The 21,606-nt window shown below is 39.2% G+C and carries 7 protein-coding genes; all 7 read left to right on the top strand.

Annotated elements, in window-relative coordinates; translation table 11 throughout:
- Window positions 1-51 precede the first annotated feature (51 nt).
- The 7 genes from Xind_RS11855 (at window position 52) to Xind_RS11825 (ending at window position 21,492) form a co-directional block, all read left to right on the top strand.
- Window positions 52-909 carry a 3-hydroxyacyl-CoA dehydrogenase family protein gene (locus Xind_RS11855; protein ID WP_187650096.1) on the top strand — a complete coding sequence of 286 codons (858 nt, stop codon included), beginning with the start codon at window positions 52-54 and terminating at the stop codon, window positions 907-909.
- The gene (locus Xind_RS11850) at window positions 909-1,970 is read left to right on the top strand and encodes an HAD-IIIC family phosphatase (RefSeq protein ID WP_081988982.1); all 1,062 of its coding nucleotides are present in this window, start codon (window positions 909-911) and stop codon (window positions 1,968-1,970) included. Before Xind_RS11855 ends, Xind_RS11850 begins: the two co-directional genes overlap by 1 nt.
- A gap of 12 nt (window positions 1,971-1,982) precedes the next feature.
- Window positions 1,983-2,240, top strand: coding sequence for an acyl carrier protein (locus Xind_RS11845; RefSeq protein ID WP_047680374.1), 258 nt, complete (start codon window positions 1,983-1,985; stop codon window positions 2,238-2,240).
- 7 nt (window positions 2,241-2,247) lie between these two features.
- Entirely contained in the window at window positions 2,248-3,399 is a 1,152-nt protein-coding gene (locus Xind_RS11840; protein ID WP_047680371.1) for an acyl-CoA dehydrogenase family protein, read from the top strand.
- A 208-nt stretch (window positions 3,400-3,607) separates the two neighbouring features.
- Entirely contained in the window at window positions 3,608-13,879 is a 10,272-nt protein-coding gene (locus tag Xind_RS11835) for a type I polyketide synthase (RefSeq protein ID WP_187650095.1), read from the top strand.
- Window positions 13,880-14,100: 221 nt separating this feature from the next.
- Entirely contained in the window at window positions 14,101-15,564 is a 1,464-nt protein-coding gene (locus Xind_RS11830) for a serine hydrolase domain-containing protein (RefSeq protein WP_187650094.1), read from the top strand.
- A 141-nt stretch (window positions 15,565-15,705) separates the two neighbouring features.
- Window positions 15,706-21,492, top strand: a complete 5,787-nt coding sequence (locus tag Xind_RS11825) for a type I polyketide synthase (RefSeq protein ID WP_187650093.1) — start codon at window positions 15,706-15,708, stop codon at window positions 21,490-21,492.
- Window positions 21,493-21,606: the final 114 nt, after the last annotated feature.

The following is a 21,606-nucleotide window of genomic DNA, read 5'->3' as shown; positions in this document are numbered from 1 at the left end:
TTTATCTTTTTAGACAAGCTGATTTTCAATCATTAAAAGTGGGGGTAATCGTTGAAAATATCAATTATTGGTGCCGGTGTTATGGGATTAGACACGGCAATAACATGTGCTGCATATGGGCATAATATATTACTTATCGATATATCCTCAGAGGTTCTGAGAAATCTCGCTTCGCGAATTTCAAGTGAATTTCGTTTATATCGGATGCTTAAGCCTGAATTTAAATCTCTGGATATATCAGAATTGAAAGAACGGATTCAATTTACGTCATCTTATGAAGAGATTAGAGAGTGTGACTGGGTAATTGAAAATGTCAATGAAGAGTGGGCAACTAAACAGGATGTTTATAAAAAAATAGCACCATACATTAAGCCTGAAACTTATATTGCTGCAAACACAAGTTGTATATCCATCACAAAAATTGCAGCAGCGTTACCTTTTCCTCAAAAAGTACTTGGCCTCCACTTTATGAATCCCGTGCCCATAAAGAAATGTGTAGAAGTGATTAAAGGTTTCCATACTTCCGAACAAACATTGACTGAGGCAAAAAAATTCTTACAGAGCATTGAGAAAAATCCTGTTGTTGTAGAAGATTTTCCCGGATTTGTTTCTAACCGGCTTTCTCACTTATTCATGAACGAAGCGGCATTTCTCGTACAGGATAATCTCGCCAGCCCACAAGATATTGATCGCATCTTCAAAGAAGGTTACGGACATGCTATGGGGCCATTAGAAACCGCAGACCTGATTGGGCTGGATACGGTTGTTAACTCTTTGCAGGTTCTCTATGAAAGTTATCAGGACCCGAAATACCGTTGCTGTCCTCTGCTAAGGAAAATGGTTGAAGCGGGAAATCTTGGTAGAAAAAGTGGTAAGGGCTTTTTTAATTATAAAAACGCGGAATATTAATGATGGATGACTTAGCAAATAAGCCAGTAAGCAGTGATACACCGGTAAAATGTATCATCTGGGATTTAGACAATACTATATGGGATGGGGTTCTCTCTGAGGGGGATGATCTTAATTTAAAGCCAGGAATAGAAAAAATCATCGACCAATTGGATCAAATGGGTATTTTGCAGTCAATAGCAAGCAGGAATGAAGCGTCTGATGCTTTGGAAATGCTGAGTGAGTTTAATTTAAAACACTATTTTATTTATCCTCAAATTCATTGGGGTGCTAAATCTTCCTCGATTGAAAATATTCAGAGAAATTTAAATATCTCAGCGGATACATTTATTTTTGTTGATGATCAGATTTTAGAAAGGGATGAAGTTAATGCTAAATTCCCGCAAGTCACTTGTATTGATGCCTTGGAATATCAGTCAATACTTCATTTGCCTAGAATTGCCAACATGGAAATATCGGATGATGCAAAATTAAGAAGGCAGCGTTACCAAGAAGATATTCTGCGTAAAGAAGAGGAAGATGAATTTATTGGTACATCAGAAGAATTCCTCAGCCAACTCAATATGAAGTTTTATATCGCCAAAGCCAAACACGAAGATCTCCTCCGGGCTGAGGAACTGACACAACGGACTAATCAGCTTAACTCAACAGGCATAACTTACAGTAGAGAAGAATTAAATGAATTAATTCACTCAGATGAGTATGGTGTATTTGTTTTTGAATTAGTGGATAAATATGGCTCTTACGGGAAGATAGGTCTGGCATTAGTACACTATAAAGAAGAGGTTGACTATATTAAATTATTATTAATGTCCTGTAGAACGCTTTCTCGTGGAGTGGGAAGTATAGCATTGACTTATATTATGCAGCAGGCAAAAGCAAAAGGGCATAAATTGTATGCTGAATTCAGACGTACACCTCGTAATCGGCAAATGTTTGTGACTTACCAATTCTCAGGGTTTAAAGAAATAGAAAAGCTCGCTGATGAGACGATGCTCTTTGAAAACGAATTAGAGCAAGTACCTGACTTCCCTTACTATGTTGATGTCATTATAAATTAATAGGATATGATAATGAAAGACCTGGATACAATCGCCAAAGAAATTCGTGAATTTATTGAAAATAATATCTCTGTATTTGATGATGATGTTGAGTTGTCGGATGATACTAATATATTTACAAGTGGTTTGGTCAATTCACTTTTTGCCATGCGTTTACTTTGTTTTATTGAGGAAAAATGTTCTATAACCGTACCGGATGAATATATAGAACGTGAAAATTTTGTTTCAATCAACTCAATGCTGAACTTAATTAATAAAATAAGAGAGTAAGGTTTATATGATGGGACATGAACTCCATTATTTGGTGGAAGCTGCAAAGCAATTTTCAGATAATGTATTAAGACCAGCCGCAACTTTAATTGATAAGCAGGGTAAAGTGCCCGGTGAAATTATCACTGAAATGGGAGCGCAGGGCTTTTTAGGCGCGATGTTGCCCAAAGAATATGGCGGGCAAGGTATGGACCCGCTTTCTTATGGTTATTTGACTGAAGAAATCGGTAAAGGATGTAATTCAACACGCGCATTATTAACGGTTCACACAAGCTTAGTGGGTGAAACGCTTGCAAAACTAGGAAGCCAATCGCAAAAAGAAAAATATTTACCGCCAATGGCGAAAGGTGAAAAAATCGCATGTTTTGCCTTATCTGAACCGGAAGCTGGCTCTGATGCTAATGCCATCAAAACAAAGTATGAAGTGACAGAAGATGGGTTCAGAATTAATGGCAGCAAAAAATGGATTACTTATTCAGGGATTGCTGATTTATTCCTCGTATTTGCCCGTTGCGAAGAAAAAGTGAGTGCATTCATCGTCGAATTTGGGGTGAAAGGGTTAACGAGAAAACCAATGCTGGATTTGATGGCAAGCCGTGGTGCTTATTTATCAGAACTTTATTTTGATAATGTAGAAATACCAAAAGAGAGTTTAGTCGGGCGTGAGGGTGAAGGGTTTAGCTTTGTCGCTAATACAGCCCTCTATTTTGGTCGTTACAGTATCGCCTGGGCGGGGGTTGCTATTGCCCATGCCGCGTTGGAAGAGATGGTGACTTATGCGCGTAAGAGGCAACAATTCGGCCAAAAAATCGCCCAGCATCAACTAATTCAAGGCATCATTGCTGATTCAGCTACGGCATTTTATGCCGCAAAAGCCACTTGTGAAAAGATTGGCTATTTAAGGAATCAGGGTGATCACAAGGCCATTATGGAAACGAATATAGCGAAATATAATAGCTCGGCAGTCGCTATGTTGGTTGCCAATAACGCCGTTCAGGTTCTCGGAGGAAATGGACTATCCAGCCGCTATCCGGTAGAAAGGTTATATCGTGAAGCCAAGGTTCTGGAAATTATTGAAGGAACTAATCAAATTCAGCAAATGATAATCTCGCAACATGCCTTGCGTAGTTTTTATAGAAAAAATTCGATTATTGAGTGATATCTATAAGAGTACGAATCTATCAGCAAATCCCGAAAATTAAAAATTAGATATATAAACTAATCCGGGGAAATCTGAATACTTAAATTCGTAATGAATTTGATGCCTTGAGCCAATATATCATTTTCTTCTTTATAGAAATGATTAATTATTTAAATTGAATAAGCCAGCTCTTTTCATTAGCAAATGATCATAATAAAGGTTAATTATGGTAAATAATCTTACTGGTCTTGAAATTGCCATAGTTGGAATGGCAGGTCAGTTCCCTGGTGCAGATAACGTACATGATTTTTGGGAAATGCTCCGTGATGGAAAAGAAGGTATTAGCAGATTCACGCAAGAAATATTAGAAAATAATGGCGTATCGGCTGAAGAATATTTACATGAAAATTATGTTCCTGCCAAAGGTGTAATCAACAATCCATATCATTTTGCAGCCGATTATTTTGCAATTAATTACTCAGATGCAGAAAAAATGGACCCGCAAACTCGTTTGATGATTGAAACTTGTTGGCAGGCACTTAACCATGCTGGCATTGATGCCAAAAATTATCCGGGAGAAATTGGTGTTTACGCAGGAGCAGGTAATCAGTGGTCATGGTTTAAAACATTAAATACGGAATTCAGTTCTGCGGCAGAACAGTTCCATGTCGCAACATTAAATGACTCTGCATTTTGTTCCCGTATTTCCTATTTACTGAATTTGCGCGGCCCGTCAGTCACGATACAAACAGCATGTTCAACTTCATTAGTTGCCGTGCATACAGCGTGTCAGGCTCTGCAAGCCGGAGAATGTGAGGTTGCTTTAGCGGGGGGCGTCAGCGTAACGCATCCACATCAAGCTGGCTATATATATCAGGAAGGGATGATAAATAGTGCAGACGGCAAAACACGGGTCTTTGATGAACACGCGGGTGGTACGGTGTTCAGTAATGGCGTTGGTGTTGTTGTACTAAAAAGATTGAGTGATGCGATAGAAAATAACGATAGAATTTATGCCGTTATCAAAGGCAGCGCAATTAATAATGACGGCAGTGACAAAATAAGTTTTACTGCCCCTAGTACTCAGGGGCAGCAAAATGTTATTCAGGCTGCATTAGATGTCGCAGAAGTTGATCCTGACAGCATTAGTTATATAGAGGCACACGGGACAGGAACTTTACTGGGAGATCCGATTGAAATTGCCGCCTTGAAAGCGGTTTTTAACGGGTCACAATCTTGTGCTATAGGTTCCGTCAAATCAAATGTGGGGCATTGTGATACCGCCGCAGGGATAATATCACTGATAAAACTCACATTATGTGTCTATTTTAAAACGTTAGTGCCATCCATTAATTTTGAGAAAGCGAATAAAAAATTAGAATTAGAAAAAACACCTTTTCATGTTAACACGCAAACAAAAAACTGGCTCAGTAAAACTGATGAACTTATCACTGCCGGAGTCAGTGCCTTTGGTGTTGGTGGAACCAATGCGCATCTTATTCTCCAGGAATTTTGGGAGAAAATGGAACCCATTTCGATAGAACACTTAAATTATAAAGAACTTCCGAATCGAATTGAGTTTAAACCTTTAATAAAACCAGATACTGCCCGTCATCTGCTCGATGAGCAGGAAGAAAATGTCATTTTTGCAGAAAAAATCGATATTAAATCTTTGTCTAAAGAGATATTGGATATTTTAAAAGTCTATTTTTCAAATAAGAAAATTTCGAAAGAGGATAATTTCTTTGATATCGGTGCCAGCTCTTTAGATATTGTTCAGTTACACGAAAAGATCAATAACCATTATGCAATAAAATTATCAGTTAATGATTTTTATCGCTATACAACCTGCCAGAAACTTTCTGAAAAAATACACAGCTTAATCAGTGAAGCACCAGCTAAGATCATCAATAAGTCGAAAAGGGCAGCAAGAGGAAAAGCATCAGGTAGCAAAAAGAGAGTATTTAATGATTACCCGGCACATGCCATTGCTGTCGTTGGCATGAGCGGCCGATTCCCCGGAAGTCATAACATACAGGAATATTGGAAAAATATACTATCTGGCAAAGAAGGTATTTCTTTCTTTACGGATGATGAACTGATCGATGCTGGATTTCCTGAACACATTTTCAAGAATAAAAATTATATCAGGGCAAAAGGCATTATTGAGCATTCACTGGATTTTGATAAAGACGCTTTTGGCTATACAGCACGTGAATCACAATATATGGACCCACAATTCCGTTTGCTGCATGAAATAACGTGGCAAGTGCTGGATGATGCTGGATATGGTAATCCAAAATATCGCCCTGTCACGGGTCTGTTCGCCTCTTCCGGCTCTAATTACGCATGGCTGGATTTGGTAAAAGATGAAGTGCAAGACACCACCGAACAATTTGGTATTGGGTTGTTAAATGACCGGGAATTTCTCACAACCAGAATCGCTTACAAATTGAATCTTACCGGGCCGGCCGTGACCGTTCAGAGTGCGTGTTCCAGCTCTGCGTTAGCGATAACGCTTGCGTGTCAGAGCCTGCGGGTCAATCAGTGTGATTTGGCACTGGCCGGAGGGGTTTCCGTCACCGTACCGATAAAAAGCGGTTACATGTATGTCAATGGAATGGTGAATAGCGCAGATGGTCATTGCCGCCCATTTTCTGAAGATGCCAGTGGTACTGTTTTCAGCGATGGCATTGGCATGGTTGCTTTAAAAAGGCTGGAAGATGCCATTGAAAATAATGATCATATTTATGGCGTCATCGTTGGTTATGGTGTTAACAATGATGGTCATGAAAAAGCAGGATTTACCGCCCCGAATGCAAACGGGCAGTCTGCCTGTATCAAACAATCTTTAGAAATGGCGAGTCTCTCTGCCAATGACGTTGAATACTTGGAAGCGCATGGAACGGCAACATTGGTTGGCGATGAAGTTGAATTAGAAGGCATCAAAGATGCTTTAAACGTCACAAGCGACAATCCCAAAACTTGTCATATTGGCAGCGTTAAATCGAACATTGGTCACACCGATAGTGCCGCAGGTGTTGCGGGGGTTATTAAAGCACTGCTGGCATTGAAGAATAAGAAGATCCCACCCACTTGCCATACTGAAACAGCGCATCATTTATCGTTGGAAGGTACACGGTTCCGTTTGATCAATACTGCCACTGATTGGGAAGATAACAATAATATCAGAACCGCAGGTGTGAGCTCATTTGGCATTGGCGGAACCAATGTGCATATGACCGTTCAATCAATCTCAGATCAAACCAGTGACGAGCAGGATCGTGCAGAACTCATCACGCTTTCAAGCAAAAGCAGAGAAGGGATAATTAAAACGGCAGAAGCCCTGAACCGGTTTTTGAGTGCAGATGTTCATACAAAGGCGCTTTCTGATATTGCTTATACACTCCAGATTGGAAGAGGAGAATATGAATATCGCACCTCGTTTGTTGCAGGAAATATAGAGGAACTCAACACCACATTATCTGATGTTAAAGAGACAAACAAGATCGCGGAAATTTCCTCTGACCACATACCGGGTATTGTATTTATGTTCCCCGGTCAGGGTGCTCAATATATCAATATGGCAAGGGATTTATACAATGAGCTGAGTATTTTCAGAATGCAGCTTGATGAGTGCCATGAATATCTATTAGAGCAATTTGGAATAAATTTACTCGCACTACTCTATGATGAGAAGGGTCAGGAGAGTGCAGAAAAACTCCGTAACACTCAATTTACCCAGCCGGTTATTTTTGCCATATCTTATTCTCTTGCCAGGACTTTGGAAGCACTGGGAATAGAAATGAACGCAATGATTGGCCATAGCATTGGTGAATACGTTGCAGCCGCAATGGCAGGAGTCATGACATTGGATGAGGCCCTGAAACTCGTTGCTATCAGAGGCCTTATCATGCAGGAATGTGAGCCCGGAGCGATGCTGAGTGTTTCAACGGGCAGAGAAAATATTGAGCCTTATTTGACAGATGAAGTCACGTTAGCAACGGTAAACTCATCGAATGCCTGTGTTATCGCAGGGCCTCAGGGTGAAGTTGAGAAAGTTCAGAAGAATTTGATTGCACAAAATTACCGTACCCGATTACTGGAAACCTCTCACGCCTTTCATACCTCAATGATGAAGCCTGCTGTAGAGAAATTTAAACAGGCTTTGAGGGAGATAAAGTGGAAAAAGCCCAATAAAGCTTACATATCAAATGTAACAGGCCAATGGATCACGGCAAAACAAGCAAATTCTGTCGATTATTGGGTCTCGCACTTGTGTGAAACCGTCGAATTTCATCAAGGTATTCTGACTTGCCTGGAACAGTCTGAGCTGAATACTTTTATTGAAGTCGGGCCGGGCAGAACACTGTCTACGTTTGTTAAACAGATTGTTGCGGCAAATACAGATATCTCTGTTATTAATGTGATGCGTCATCCATTAGAAGAGGAAAACGACAGAGTTTATTTATTAAAATTACTTGGACAACTCTGGATGAAAGGCCAACCCGTCAATTGGCCGGCCATTTACCAAGATCTGAATCCAAAACGAGTGAGTTTACCCGGTTATCAATTTATTTCAGAGAATATGGAGCTTGGAAACTCCGGCGCCAGTTTGAATTATTCAGAAAAAGTATCTGAAATTCGAATCCCAAAAAATAACATTTCAGAATGGCTCTATGGTGAAATATGGCAGGATGCTCTCTTACCAAATAAATCGAGCCAATCTGATGTGAAAATGGCGCTCTGTTTTGTGCCAGATATTGAGTGGTGCGAACCTCTTTGTCGTCATATGAATATTGACGAAAAAGCAGTAAGGTTTGTGTTATCAGGGGATAATTACACCACTGCGAACAATGTTATTACATTGTCAGCAGGAGAAGCCAGCCATTTCGAAAGGCTGTTTAATGAATTAAAAGAGAATCAATTACAACCTGATTCGATAATATTTGCCTGGCCTTTATCGGGAAGCCATGAAGTAAAAAATACATGGTTTTCTGCCATTACTCTGCTTCAGGCATGGACAACAGTCGGAAATATGTGTGATTTCCGTTTGTTGCTGGTTAATACAGAACAACCTGAATCCAATATGCTCAATGGCTTAGTAAAAGTCATTACGCAAGAAGTCAGCAAATGTCATCCCAGATTAGTACAAATTGACACGACTGAATCGATTGAAAAAACCTGTGAGATATTAACTGAAGAATTATTAGCAACAGATGAGCGCTTTATTGTTCGTCGGACAAAAGAGGGTTGTTCAAAACAAGCCTATGAGCGGCTTGCAGTAAATCCACTGAAAGAACACTCGCTCCTTAAACCGCAGGGGATATACCTTATTACCGGAGGATTGGGAGATTTAGGGCTTTTATTTGCAGAGTATCTCCTGAAAGAATATCGGGCGACAGTGATACTTGCCGGACGAAGGGAATTACCTGATCAGCATGAATGGAAACAAGCCATTAAATCGCATTCGCCATCCTTCGAAATATTGCAGCGGCTCGATAAACTTTCCGATCTTGGTACAGGAAACTTGGCTTATTATGCTGCCAATGTCGCTGATAAGTCTGCAATGCAACGTTTATTAGCGACGATCGCTGAACAATATGGTGAATTGAATGGCATTATCTGTGCGGCTGGTGTCACGGAAGGAAACTCATTTCAGGGCATTAATAGGATAACGCTGGACGCCTGTTTACCACAATTAGAAACCAAAGTTGAGGCTTATAAGATTCTGGCAGAATTAACAGAAAATCAGCCGCTGGATTTCTGCCTGCTTTGTTCTTCAATTGCTGCGGTGCTGGGAGGATTGAGTTTTTCTGCATATAGTTCTGTCAGTGCGTTTGCTGATTCTTTTGCGAAGCAACAAAACAAGAAAGGTAAGCCCTGGATTAGTGTTAACTGGGACGGATGGGTTTTCGAACGTAATGATGCGGGTGATGCGCTGGGCTCCTCATTGAGTCAGCTTTTAATCGAACCTGATGAAGGAATTAAAATTTTAGAGCGTGTTTTACAATCACCATTGAGAGGTCAAATTATTGTTTCAACTGGTGATTTAGATAAACGTTTTGCACAATGGGTTAGCTCTTATTTAAAAACGTTCGACATTAATAAAGTCAATAAATCTCAACGAAAAACGATTTCCAAAGCTCAAATCGTAGAAACTGTCCTTTCGGTGTGGAAAGACTTTTTAAAAGTAGCACATATTAACCGTGAAGATAATTTCTTTGAATTAGGTGCTAACTCATTGGATCTGGTTCAAGTCAATAAAAGATTAACTGATGCACTCAATATCGATATTTCCGTTGTTGATATGTTTAGTTATCCCACTTCTGATCTATTAGCTGACCATATAACCAATCAGTTTGGAACAATCAGCACCGATAACGTTCAGGATGAAAACGTTGAAGATATTTATGACAGTGCTTATACAACTGAAAGCATGATTAAATCGGAAGCGATATTTGATAAACACATTGCGATTATCGGCGTAGCCGGAAAATTCCCGGGCGCTGAGGATATTCATGAATTTTGGGATAACTTATGCTACGGAAAAGAATCAATCAGCACAATGAGTAAGGAAGAGCTAATTGAAGAAGGCATTGATTCAGCATTATTAGACAATCCGAATTACATTCGTGCCAAAGGTATTATGCCTCATTCGGGTGAGTTTGATGCTGAATTCTTTGGCTATACCCCTTACGAAGCGCGTCAAATGGACCCGCAAGTACGAGCTATGCATACTTGCAGTTGGCAGGCATTGCAGGATGCGGGAATATCGGTAAAAAACAATAAGCTAAAAATCGGCTTATATGCGGCTGCATCAGGGAATTTACAATGGTTAGTGCAGGCAATGGCAACGGCGGAAGGCAGTGCTGGTCAATATAGTACTATGGTGGTTGCTGACAAAGATTATATGTCGACGAGCGTGTCATATAAATTAAATTTGTCCGGGCCAAGTATGGTTATCTCAACGGCCTGTTCTTCATCGCTTGTTGCCGTTAGTGAAGCCGTTAAATCACTGCGTGCGGGAGAATGTGATGTCGCTCTGGCAGGAGGCGTTTCAATTACCTTGCCAATCAAAGCGGGCTATTTATTTGAAGAGGGTATGATTTACTCTAAGGATGGAAAATGTCGCCCATTTGATATTCAAGCAAACGGAACGGTATTTAGTGATGGCGTTGGTATGGTAGTTCTGAAACCATTAAAACAAGCAATAGCAGACAAGGATAATATTTATGCGACTATTATCGGCAGTGCAATTAACAATGATGGGGGCATGAAAGTCGGTTACACTGCGCCAAGCACAAAAGGTCAGATTGACGTTATTCAGGCTGCATTACGAGATGCGAATGTATCATCAGAAAGTATCAACTTTATAGAAACACATGGTACGGGAACGAATTTGGGTGATCCCATTGAGTTCAATGCGCTGAAACAGGCTTTTTCAACGGATAAAAAGAACTATTGCAGAATTGGCAGTGTGAAATCAAATATAGGTCACCTGAATTTTGCTTCCGGAATCACCGGGCTGATTAAAGCCGCATTATCCATCAAACATAGAGTGCTGCCACCTACGATAAATTTCGCCCGTCCCAATAAAGAAATGGATATTACGAACAGCCCATTTATCGTTAATAACCAATATACGGAATTACGTGATAGTCAGAACCCAATCAGGGCAGGTGTCAGTTCTTTTGGCTTGGGTGGAACGAATGTGCATATTGTACTTGAAGAATTTCAGGCTGATCAGAGCAAACCGTCCAGACAAAACGTCAATAATCGATTGCCATTAATCTTGTCAGCACCGGATGAGAAATCATTGCAATCCTATAAAAAACAATTAAAGCAGGTAATTCAGAGCGATAACCAACAACTGAATGTGAGTGATATTACTTATAGTCTGATGTTAAGGGAACCAATGGCATCACAATTTGTTGCTACAGTAAACAATCGCGATGAATTGATTCAGGCACTGTCCTCAACAGAAAAAGACAATATTAATATATCACTTGGTATTAAGAGAAAAGTGGTATTTTTGTTCCCTGGTCAAGGTGCTCAATATAGGGCTATGGGGCAAGATTTTTACAACAACAATGTGCTATTTAAGCAGTGGTGTGATAAAGGATTTTTAATCGCGAATGATTATTGCACAACTGACTTGAAAGCGCTGCTTATTAATAGTTCTCAGGATGAACATGTTGATGAAACGGAATTTGTCCAACCGTTGCTGTTTATTATCGAATATGCGCTGGCACAAGTTCTGAAATCTTATGGTATTACCCCCGATGTAATGATAGGCCATAGTTTGGGGGAATACGTGGCAGCGACACTGGCCGGAGTATTCTCATACGAAGATGCGGTTAGAATTATCTGCATTCGCGGTCAATGTATGCAATCGACAGAAGCGGCGGCTATGCTTGCTGTAATGTCATCAACCGAGAAAGTGAAAGAAATAATAACTGAGGATATTGAAATTGCCTTAGACAACAGTAGTGAACTTTGTGTTGTCGCGGGATCTGATGATGGAATAACGCAATTCGAGGAAATTTGTCGCGGGTTATTAATTAAAACGAAACGTCTGGAAATTAAAAGAGCGTTCCATACCTGTTATATGGCCCCTGTTCTGGACAAATATGGCCAGGCTTTCAGCGAAATCACACTTAATAAGCCCCAAATTGATTTTATATCGAATGTAACGGGTACGTGGGTTGATAACAACAAAGTCATAACCAGTGACTATTGGGTTAATCATATTCGCCAACCTGTACGCTTTAAACAATCTATCGCGACAATCTTAGAAAATGAAAAGTGTCTGTTTATAGAAGTCGGGCCAGGAAGTGGGCTTTCTACTTTCGTTCAGAATCACTCAGACTATGGTGTAAATCATGCTTGTATCTCATGGCAAAGCCATAAAACCAGAGATATGAATCACCATAATGAGCTGATAGAAAAATTAGCCCTGATCTCCTTACATGGTATTGATGTGAATTGGCAGCAGGAGATAAATGTTCAGCAACCTGAATTGATTCATCTCCCCCCAACACCGATACGCGGAAAAGCATACCCGACAGATATAAAAAGATTGCAGGCATTATTTTCTGGCAATTCCCCTCAAGTTGTTGAAGAAAAGGAAAGGAAAGAAGATCACGCTAAAGTGACCAACACAATCAGAGCGACCAACACAAATATCAACTCGCTGGTACAGGAACGGGATAGAGTTATCAACGAGTTAGGTTCTATTTGGAAACGCATTCTGGGTATTGATAGCGTTGAAAACAGTGATGACTTTATTTCTCTGGGCGGGAGTTCTCTCTCAGCAGTGCAAGTGGTGGCAAAAGCGAAGGCTATAAATCTACCAATTAACATGAATATGTTGTTGTCGGGCCAAACCCTGGCTGAGATAAGCCAGATATTAGATAATGACCTCAAGATTGAATATAACGTCTGGAAATTCAATGAGAATTTTTCACCTGAGTTATATCCAACGTATGCCAGTTGCTTGTATTCGGCAGTCAGAGAAAAACTGAAACATGAACATCATCTAAATTGCGATGATGCCATTATGCAGGTTTCAGATGGCAGCCACTTAATTGGCATTGTATTACAACAGGCTGAAAATAAGGTTAAATTATCTAATCAGGAGGTTAACTTTGGTAACATGCTTGGCTGGCCTTCATTAGAAGAAAATTATGCTTTCTCTTATGCTAAGAAATTCTTTGAAGATTATGAATCCTATCAGAACTACTGCGAAAAAGAGTTATCTCTTGGGAATGTCGTCATTGTAACAGGAAGTGACTATTATCTGCCTTTTTCACCTTCATACGGTTTATCAGAGGCGGAATATATAACAAGGCCACTATTCCAGGATATCGTGCTGGAAGATGAGACAATCCCGCATGTTTTTGTGCTGGTTGGAAAGACCGATTCAGGGTATCAAATATATGATGGAAGCTTCCAATACTTTGGGGAGATCAACGCACAGGAGTTTGAGAAGACGGTTATTGGATTTAAAGGCTTAGATTTTATGAAGTCACATGAAGTCTTTAATAAATCCCGGCCTTATTTAGTCATTACCATCAATTGCGATGGTGATTTCCCTGACAGCCGTGAACAAAAGGAACTCATTCTAAATAATCTGATTAATGATTTTAGAAGAAAAGAAGAGGTTAAATACAATGAAAATGAGTTTTCTTGTTATATAGGTCTGGCTGCAATAGAAAAACTTATTGAAACCCCAGAACTATTAACAAACAGTACCGCTAATGATTTGGAGGAAATATTCAAGCGTTGGAATAATCAGATTAATTCACTAAGGAATTTTTTAATTCTCGTAAGACCAGAACATGCCGAACAACTTGAAAGCTCATTCTCTTTTATCAATGGAAGAATGAAAGAGTTGATTGCCTCCTGTCAGGATAATGATCATGACAGGAATAGGTTAAATTGCTTGAATCTCATAAAATCGGAATTGGATTCTGTCATTGATCTTCTCGGTTAGTAAAGTAGTTTAATAAATCCTTCACCTTTTAGGTTGTTTTTTTAGTGAAGTGCATCACTCCAGTCATATAGCTGACTATATGACTGGAGGTAGTGACATGATGTAACCCGGAGTGTATTGGGTATCGTTAAATTCAAAAACCATGACTTAGAGCCTGCTGGAAGGTTCTCGTAGGTGTATCGCATTAAATTTTAAAAAATAATTATGAGGGGTATTATTGGATGAAAATCAGATTGCTTGTTATTTTCTTCAGCATCATATTTATGACCGCTTCTTTTGCCAAAAGTGAATTAACCAACGATGCTGAATTTAAAAAGCAACTTATTGACTATATGGAAATGGGTAAAATACCAGGTTTGTCATTGGTCATTATTGATAAGCACAACAAAACCCACCTAATAACTTTAGGCAAACAGAACGAAAATCACGATGGAGACATTACGCAGGAAACAGTTTTTGAATTGGGATCGACGAGTAAAGCTTTTACTGGATTAATCGCGGCACAACTCATTGAGGAAGAAAAGATAAAACAAGAAACAACGGTTTCTTCTATCCTGCCTTCTCTCTCATTTTATTATGATAATCAGCCCATAGAGGTTAGCTTTATTCAACTGTTGCATCATTCATCGGGGGTTCCATTTTCAAGTGTTGACTTTATTTATGGTGGTAACAGCAGTGATTCTCTGGAGAACATGATCAATCGTATTGGTCGGATAGACCTTCAGAATAACCCCGGAACGCTTTATTCCTATGCAACGATTAATTATGATATTGCAGCCAGAATGATGGAAGTGGTGACACAGCAACCTTATTCTGAGCTATTAAATAAATATGTGTTAACCCCGCTGAAAATGAATGATACCTCAGTTGATGTTATGGTTAATCATAAGGCAACAGGATATCAGATAAGCTATCTTGCTCCCAGACCATATGATGCACCGTTCTTCATTTCTAATGTTCCTGCCGGATATATTCAGATAAACGCAATTGATATGGAAAAATGGCTACGTTTTCTTCTTAAGGATAACGATTCACCATTAAGCAAATATAAAAAGCGTATATTTGAGCCCAATATGCAATTATCGACGAATGAGGGTGAAGATGTTCATTATGCACTAGGATGGTCTATAAATAACAATAAGATATATCATACTGGAATGAATCCGAATTTCTCTAGTTTTATTGGAATGAATACTAAATCTAATGTCGCTGTTGCTGTTATGGCGAATGTTAACAGTAATGTCACGTTTACTATTGGTGAACAAATCTTAAAACAACTGTCATCGGGAGATGGGACGATAAACCTGACCTCTACCAATGATATTGAATTGTTTGATACGTTTGATAGATTATTTTTAGCATCAAGTGTTTTCCTTTTCCTGTTCTTGCTAATAATAATATTCAGAATTTATCGTAATAGTATAACTAAAAAGAGTAATCGCCTGTCTGGGGCAAAGAAAGTCATCGTTATAATCTCAATCTTAGCCTGTTTGAGTTTGACGCTGTTAAGTTTCGTTTTCCCCTCAGTTTTATTAAATATGTCTTGGAATTCATTGATTATCTGGATGCCAATGAGTTTTATACTAATGTCAACATTATTAACTTTGACTTTAATCATGGGGCTGATTCATTTAATCATCATATTTTTTCGCCATATATCCTATGTTAAAAGCCAAAATAAATAGGCTTATGTTAATGAGCTGGTGAATTATACCGTGATATACGTATTTTGACAGATTATTTCAATAATGCCTTTATCTCCGATAAAACATAGAGTCGGAGATCAAGTTGTTTAAATTATCTATATAAAATTGGGTTGTTAATATATGACGAATTCATTTGATATAGCTATCGTTGGCATGGCTTGTAATTTTCCTGATGCAACTACACCACAAATGTTTTGGCAAAATCTTATTTCAGGGAAAGAAAGTATAAAAAAATTTACTCATGAAGAGTTGATAAAGAATGGGTACAGCAAAGAAGAGATCAATGATCCTAACTTTGTACCTGCTAAAGCGATACTTAATGATTACAAGTCCTTTGATAATAATGTATTTGGTTATCTCAAAGACGAAGTTGATAAAATGGACCCACAATGCCGATTATTACACGAATGCTGCTGGCATGCCCTGGAAGATGCCGCATATATTCCCGACAATAATAAAGACAGAATTGGTTTATTTGCCGGTGCTTCGATCAATTTACCGTGGATTTCTAATCAGTTAAAACAGAAGCTGACCCCGGCTGAAATCTTTGATGCGGTGAATTGGAGCCTACCGGAATCTATCATTACCCGAATAGCTTATCGATTAGGTTTAAATGGGCCGGTGATGTCAGTGCATACTGCCTGCTCAACTTCTTTAGTTGCCATTCATACCGCCTGCCAATCAATATTAAGTGGAGATTGTGATCTGGCTTTGGCTGGTGGGGTTGCCATTTCATTACCTCAGGAATCAGGCTATACATACCAGCGGGGAATGATTCGTTCGGCTGATGGGCACTGTCGTCCATTTGATGCGCATTCGAATGGTACTGTAGGTGGCAATGGAGTGGGAATTCTGCTTCTGAAACTCCTTGATCGTGCTTTGGAAGATAATGATCAAATCCATGCGGTTATAAAAGGGTCATCAGTTAATAATGATGGTCAACGTAAAGTGGGGTTCACGGCGCCAAGTATAGAAGGGCAAGCAGAGGTTATTGCCAGTGCGCATATGTTGGCTGGCGTGGAGCCTGAAGATATCAGTTACATAGAATGTCATGGAACAGCCACTGAAATTGGTGATCCCATTGAAGTGACCGCACTGGCACGTGTATTCCAAAATTCCCATCATGTTTGTTGGTTGAGTGCGGTAAAAAGTAATATTGGTCATTTAGATGAAGCCGCCGGTGTTGCGGGCGTCATCAAAACCATTATGTCATTGAAGAATAAACAATTAGCGCCCACTCTGCATTACAATAAGCCGAATGATAAGCTGCATTTAGATGAAACACCGTTTAAAGTGGTAGCCAGCCCTATGGATTGGACAGTGCCTGTGGGGAAAAAAAGAATGGCAGGCGTCAGTTCTTTTGGTATTGGGGGAACGAATGCGCATATCGTGATTGCTGAAGCTGATCAGCAAGAAGAAGTACAAGAAAAAGTACAAGATAATGGACAGCCGAATGTATTTTTAATTTCAGCAGAAACGCCCACCGCGCTACAAAATAATCAACAGAATTTGCTGAATGCGCTTAAAGGTTCTAATCCGTACCGCTTAAATGATATTGCATATGTTTTGCAGGAAGGAAGAAAACATCACCGTTATCGTAAAGCGTTTGTTGGTTCAACATATCAGGAATTATGTTCAGCTCTGGAAAGAGAGACGACGAACCCCGTAAAAGCAAAAGATTCAGAACAGAATATTGTGTTTATGTTTCCCGGGCAGGGAGCACAGTATTCAAATATGGCACTGTCACTTTATGAAAATCACGTATTATTCCGTTCAATTGTTGACTCATGTCTGCTTTTGGCTTCTGAGTATCTTGGTGAGTCCCTGCAAGACAAATGGTTTAATTATGGCGATGGTGATTTTCTTAGCGAAACACAATATGCACAGCCAGCCATTTTTATTATCGAATATGCGCTTGCCAAATGTTTAATTGATATAGACATCAAACCCTCAATGCTCATCGGTTATAGCTTTGGGGAGCTGGTTGCTGCAACTATTGCTGACGTTTTTACATTAGAAGACGCATTAAAGTTTGTTGTAAGACGCGGACAACTCATGCAAAGTCTGCCTACTGGCGCCATGCTGAGTATCCCACTGCCTGCATCAGAGGTATTGCCGCTTTGCCCTGATCACATTGTTATCGCAATAGATAATAAAGATTCTTGTGTCGTTTCATCTGATGAACAATCCATCGAAGAATTTTCTCAGGTATTAAAGAAAAAACGCATCCTGACGACGCCCATCAAATCCAAACATGCAGCACATTCCCCCGCAATGACGAAAATAAAGGAGGAATTACTGCAAATACTTTCTGGCTTTACGTTAAATGCGCCGAAAACAGCAATCATGTCCTCTGTGACGGGTAAAATACTTTCTGCCGGAGACGTAAAATCAATTCACTATTGGGCTGAACAAGCGGAAAGAACGGTGTGTTTTGTTCAGGGAATGGAAAATATTCTTAATACCAGTAATCATTATGTGTTGATTGAAGTGGGAGTGGGAAGAGATCTCGTTAATTTAATTCGCCGATATACGACACCAGAATCCTCGCAATCAATCATACAATTACTGCCGGAAGATAATAAAGCTAACAGTCATCCTTACTTATTCTGGGCTGGATTAGGGAAAATATGGCAACAAGGCGTTAAAATTCAATGGAGCAAAATACGCACATCACCAGATTGCAAACGTATTTCATTGCCCGGTTATGCTTTTGACAGAAGTACCTACTGGCCTGAAAATGCGAATTTCTTACATCTGTTTTCTGGCAATGAAAGTATAGAAACGAGTCAGACACCTATTACCAAGAATGAAAATATATCAGATTGGTTTTATCAATCTGTCTGGCAACAGGATCTTTTAAGAAACCTGAAGCAAGAGAAAAACGTTAAGACAGCGCTTTTATTCAAGTTAGGGGATAATTCTGAGCAAAGTACCCTTTACGAACAAGCATTAGCCAATCATTATCACAAAGTTATTCAAGTTAGTCTTGGTCAGCAATGTAAATTGGAAATTGGAGCTCCAAGTACCATTCGTGGTCTCAACAGTGAAGATCATGCAAATTTATTCAAATTTCTTAACAATAACCAGATTTCAATTGAAGACATTATCATTGATTGTACCGGTGTAAACCTGGCGGTTAATGAACAATTGGCTTCGGTACTTTATTTACTCAAATCACATCGCGCATTTTGCAATATAAATCATTTAAAGAATATTACCTTACTTATCCAGAATGCACGTGAAGTTTGTAATGAACCTGATATTGATCCGAATGCGGCTGCGATGCTGGCTATCAGCACGATTATTCGACAAGAATTCCATGAAATATCTTGCCGGGCTATCGATGTTGGTCATGTTGATGATTGCTCTGCTGAGATGCTAATACGCGAAATCGAAGAGGGCGGAAATAAAACGGTTATCTACAGAAATAACCGGAGATGGACTGAAGCATTCTTACCATCTATTCCCTTTGTGAAGGATGAAACCTCCCGCTTGAAAAAAGAGGGGGTGTATTTACTCATTGGTGGGCGTGGTTTTATTGGTCACACATTCTCCCAATACCTTGCTACAGAGTATAACGCTAATTTGGTTATTTCTTCACGCGCCAAACACGAACATGACCAGAAGTGGCAATCTGTCACCGATGCTGCAAAAAACCTGGAGTTTGTTCAGGTTGATGCGAGTGATCATGACGCCATGAAAAAACTTATCCATGATTTGGTTGCCAAATATGGCCGTATTGATGGTGTATTCTACTTGGCGGGGTTAAGCGATGACGCTTCGTTTAGATCAATAAGTGAAACGGAGATAGGGTATATTGATAGCCATCTCGTTCCTAAGCAAAAAGGGATAACGGTATTAGAACAAGTTTTGGAACCTGTTGATTATGACTTTTGCCTGATCGTTTCTTCTTTGGCACCTATTCTCGGAGGTGTAGGGTTTTTCGCATATGCGGCCGCCAGTGCCTATTTAGATTCGTTTGTATTACGCCATAATCGGAGAAATAGAAAAACATGGGCATTAATCAACTGGGATGGCTGGGAATTAGCAGAGAAAGAAAAAATTAATGCGGGAGTGGGCAGTAGCCTGTCACACTTGCTTGTAACAAGAAGTGAAGGAATTGCTTTATTAGAAAAGGTACTCAATTATCGGGAAAAACAAGCCATTGTGATCTCAACTGCGGATATCAATGCACGTATTGCCCAATGGTCGGCTCCTGCTATCCACGATAATGAGACAGCCATTCAACATGGGAATTACGCAAAAAGACCTGATTTAGATTCTGAATATGTCTTACCAAAAAGTGATATTGAGAAAAAATTAGCCTCAATTTGGCAAGATTTTCTGGGAATTGAACCGATTGGCTTAAAAGATGATTTCTTTGAACTGGGCGGTAATTCACTCAAAGCGATAACATTATTATCGAGGGTACACAAAAATTGCAAAATAGATGTCTCATTAACACACTTCTTTAAGAACCCGACGATCGAAGACATTGTTATTTTATCTGCTTCACAGGCAGAATCAGAGTATCAAATGATATTGCCAGCAGAAGCTCAGGAAACCTACCCGCTATCATCCGGACAGCGACGGCTTTATCTGCAACAGATTATGGATAAAAATTCGGTTGCTTATAACGAAACAGCCGCATTTAACATTGTTGGTAAACTAGACAGGGACAAGTTTAACAAAACACTTCAATTATTATTTAAACGACAGGATTCACTGAGAGCATCATTTATTCTTTATGATGGCGAACCAAGACAAAAATATCATGATGACATTGAAATAAATGTGGAATATTTAAAGCTTGACTCATCTAATATGAGTGATGATGAGGTGAAAATTAAGGTTAATAGTCTTATTAAGCCATTTAAATTAGACGAGCCACCATTGATAAGAGTGACCCTAATTGAAGTTCGGAAAGGACACTACATATTCTTCTTGGATTTACACCATATTATTTCGGATGGGCTTTCTCAAGATATTTTCGTAAGGGACTTTTTAGAGCTTTACCAGGATAAGGAACTGAAACCGTTAGAAATACAATATAAAGACTATACGGTTTGGCAACAAAGAATGGTTAATGATAGTCGTATATTGAAACAGAAGGCGTTTTGGTTATCAACGTTAAAAAATGTACCGGAGCTTAAATTACCTATAGATTATGCCCGAACAAACGAGGTCGGTAATATAGGTGGCCGGATAGATTTTGTGATTGATAAAGCATTGAGTGATCAACTTGATGAGCTGGCAGGGTGCGAAAATATCACAAAATTTATGCTTTTCATTTCGTCTTATGCGCTTTTGATGAAAGATATATCCGGACAAGATGAATTTGCCGTAGGTACACCAATATTGGGACGACCGCAAAATGAACTACAAGATATCATTGGTATGTTTGTAAACTTGTTGCCGATTGTCTTTGAGTGTAACGGTGAATTACCCTTTAAGCACTTTGTCAAAAGGGTAGCTGAAAGAACGATAGCCTCATTTGAGAATGCTGACTTTCAGTTTGAAAATATGGTGAAGGAGCTTAATATTAAGCCAAGGTTAAATAGAACACCGATTTTTGATACCGTATTTTCCTATATGAATATTGGAATGGCAGATTTTGTATTACCTGAAGTTAAATTCTCTCGTTATGATCTCCATCAGGAAAATACCCGATTTGATATTACCTTTTTTGTTAAGGAAAATTATTCAGGCTATGAATTTAACATTGAATACAAAAAGAATTTATTTAAAGAGGAAACAATGGAGTATTTCAAGTATCGATATATTACATTGTTAAATAACATTATCGCTTATCCTGATAAAGACATTAAATTTATATTGAATGCAAACAATGAAAATCATCATGATGAAGTGACGGAGAGTGATTTTCTGGATTTTAATTTTTAGCCATATCTGTTTAATACCAAAGCATTTTCAAGTTTTTTAATGGCTGTAAATACATTCCCAGTCCGTAAATGATTATGTGGCTGGGGATGTTGAATTACATCAATAATCCGACAA

It is taken from the genome of Xenorhabdus indica (assembly GCF_014467235.1).
GTDB classification, from domain to species: Bacteria; Pseudomonadota; Gammaproteobacteria; order Enterobacterales; family Enterobacteriaceae; genus Xenorhabdus; species Xenorhabdus indica.
Note: the sequence above shows the minus strand (reverse complement) of the source record. Positions and strands in the feature narration are given on the sequence as shown.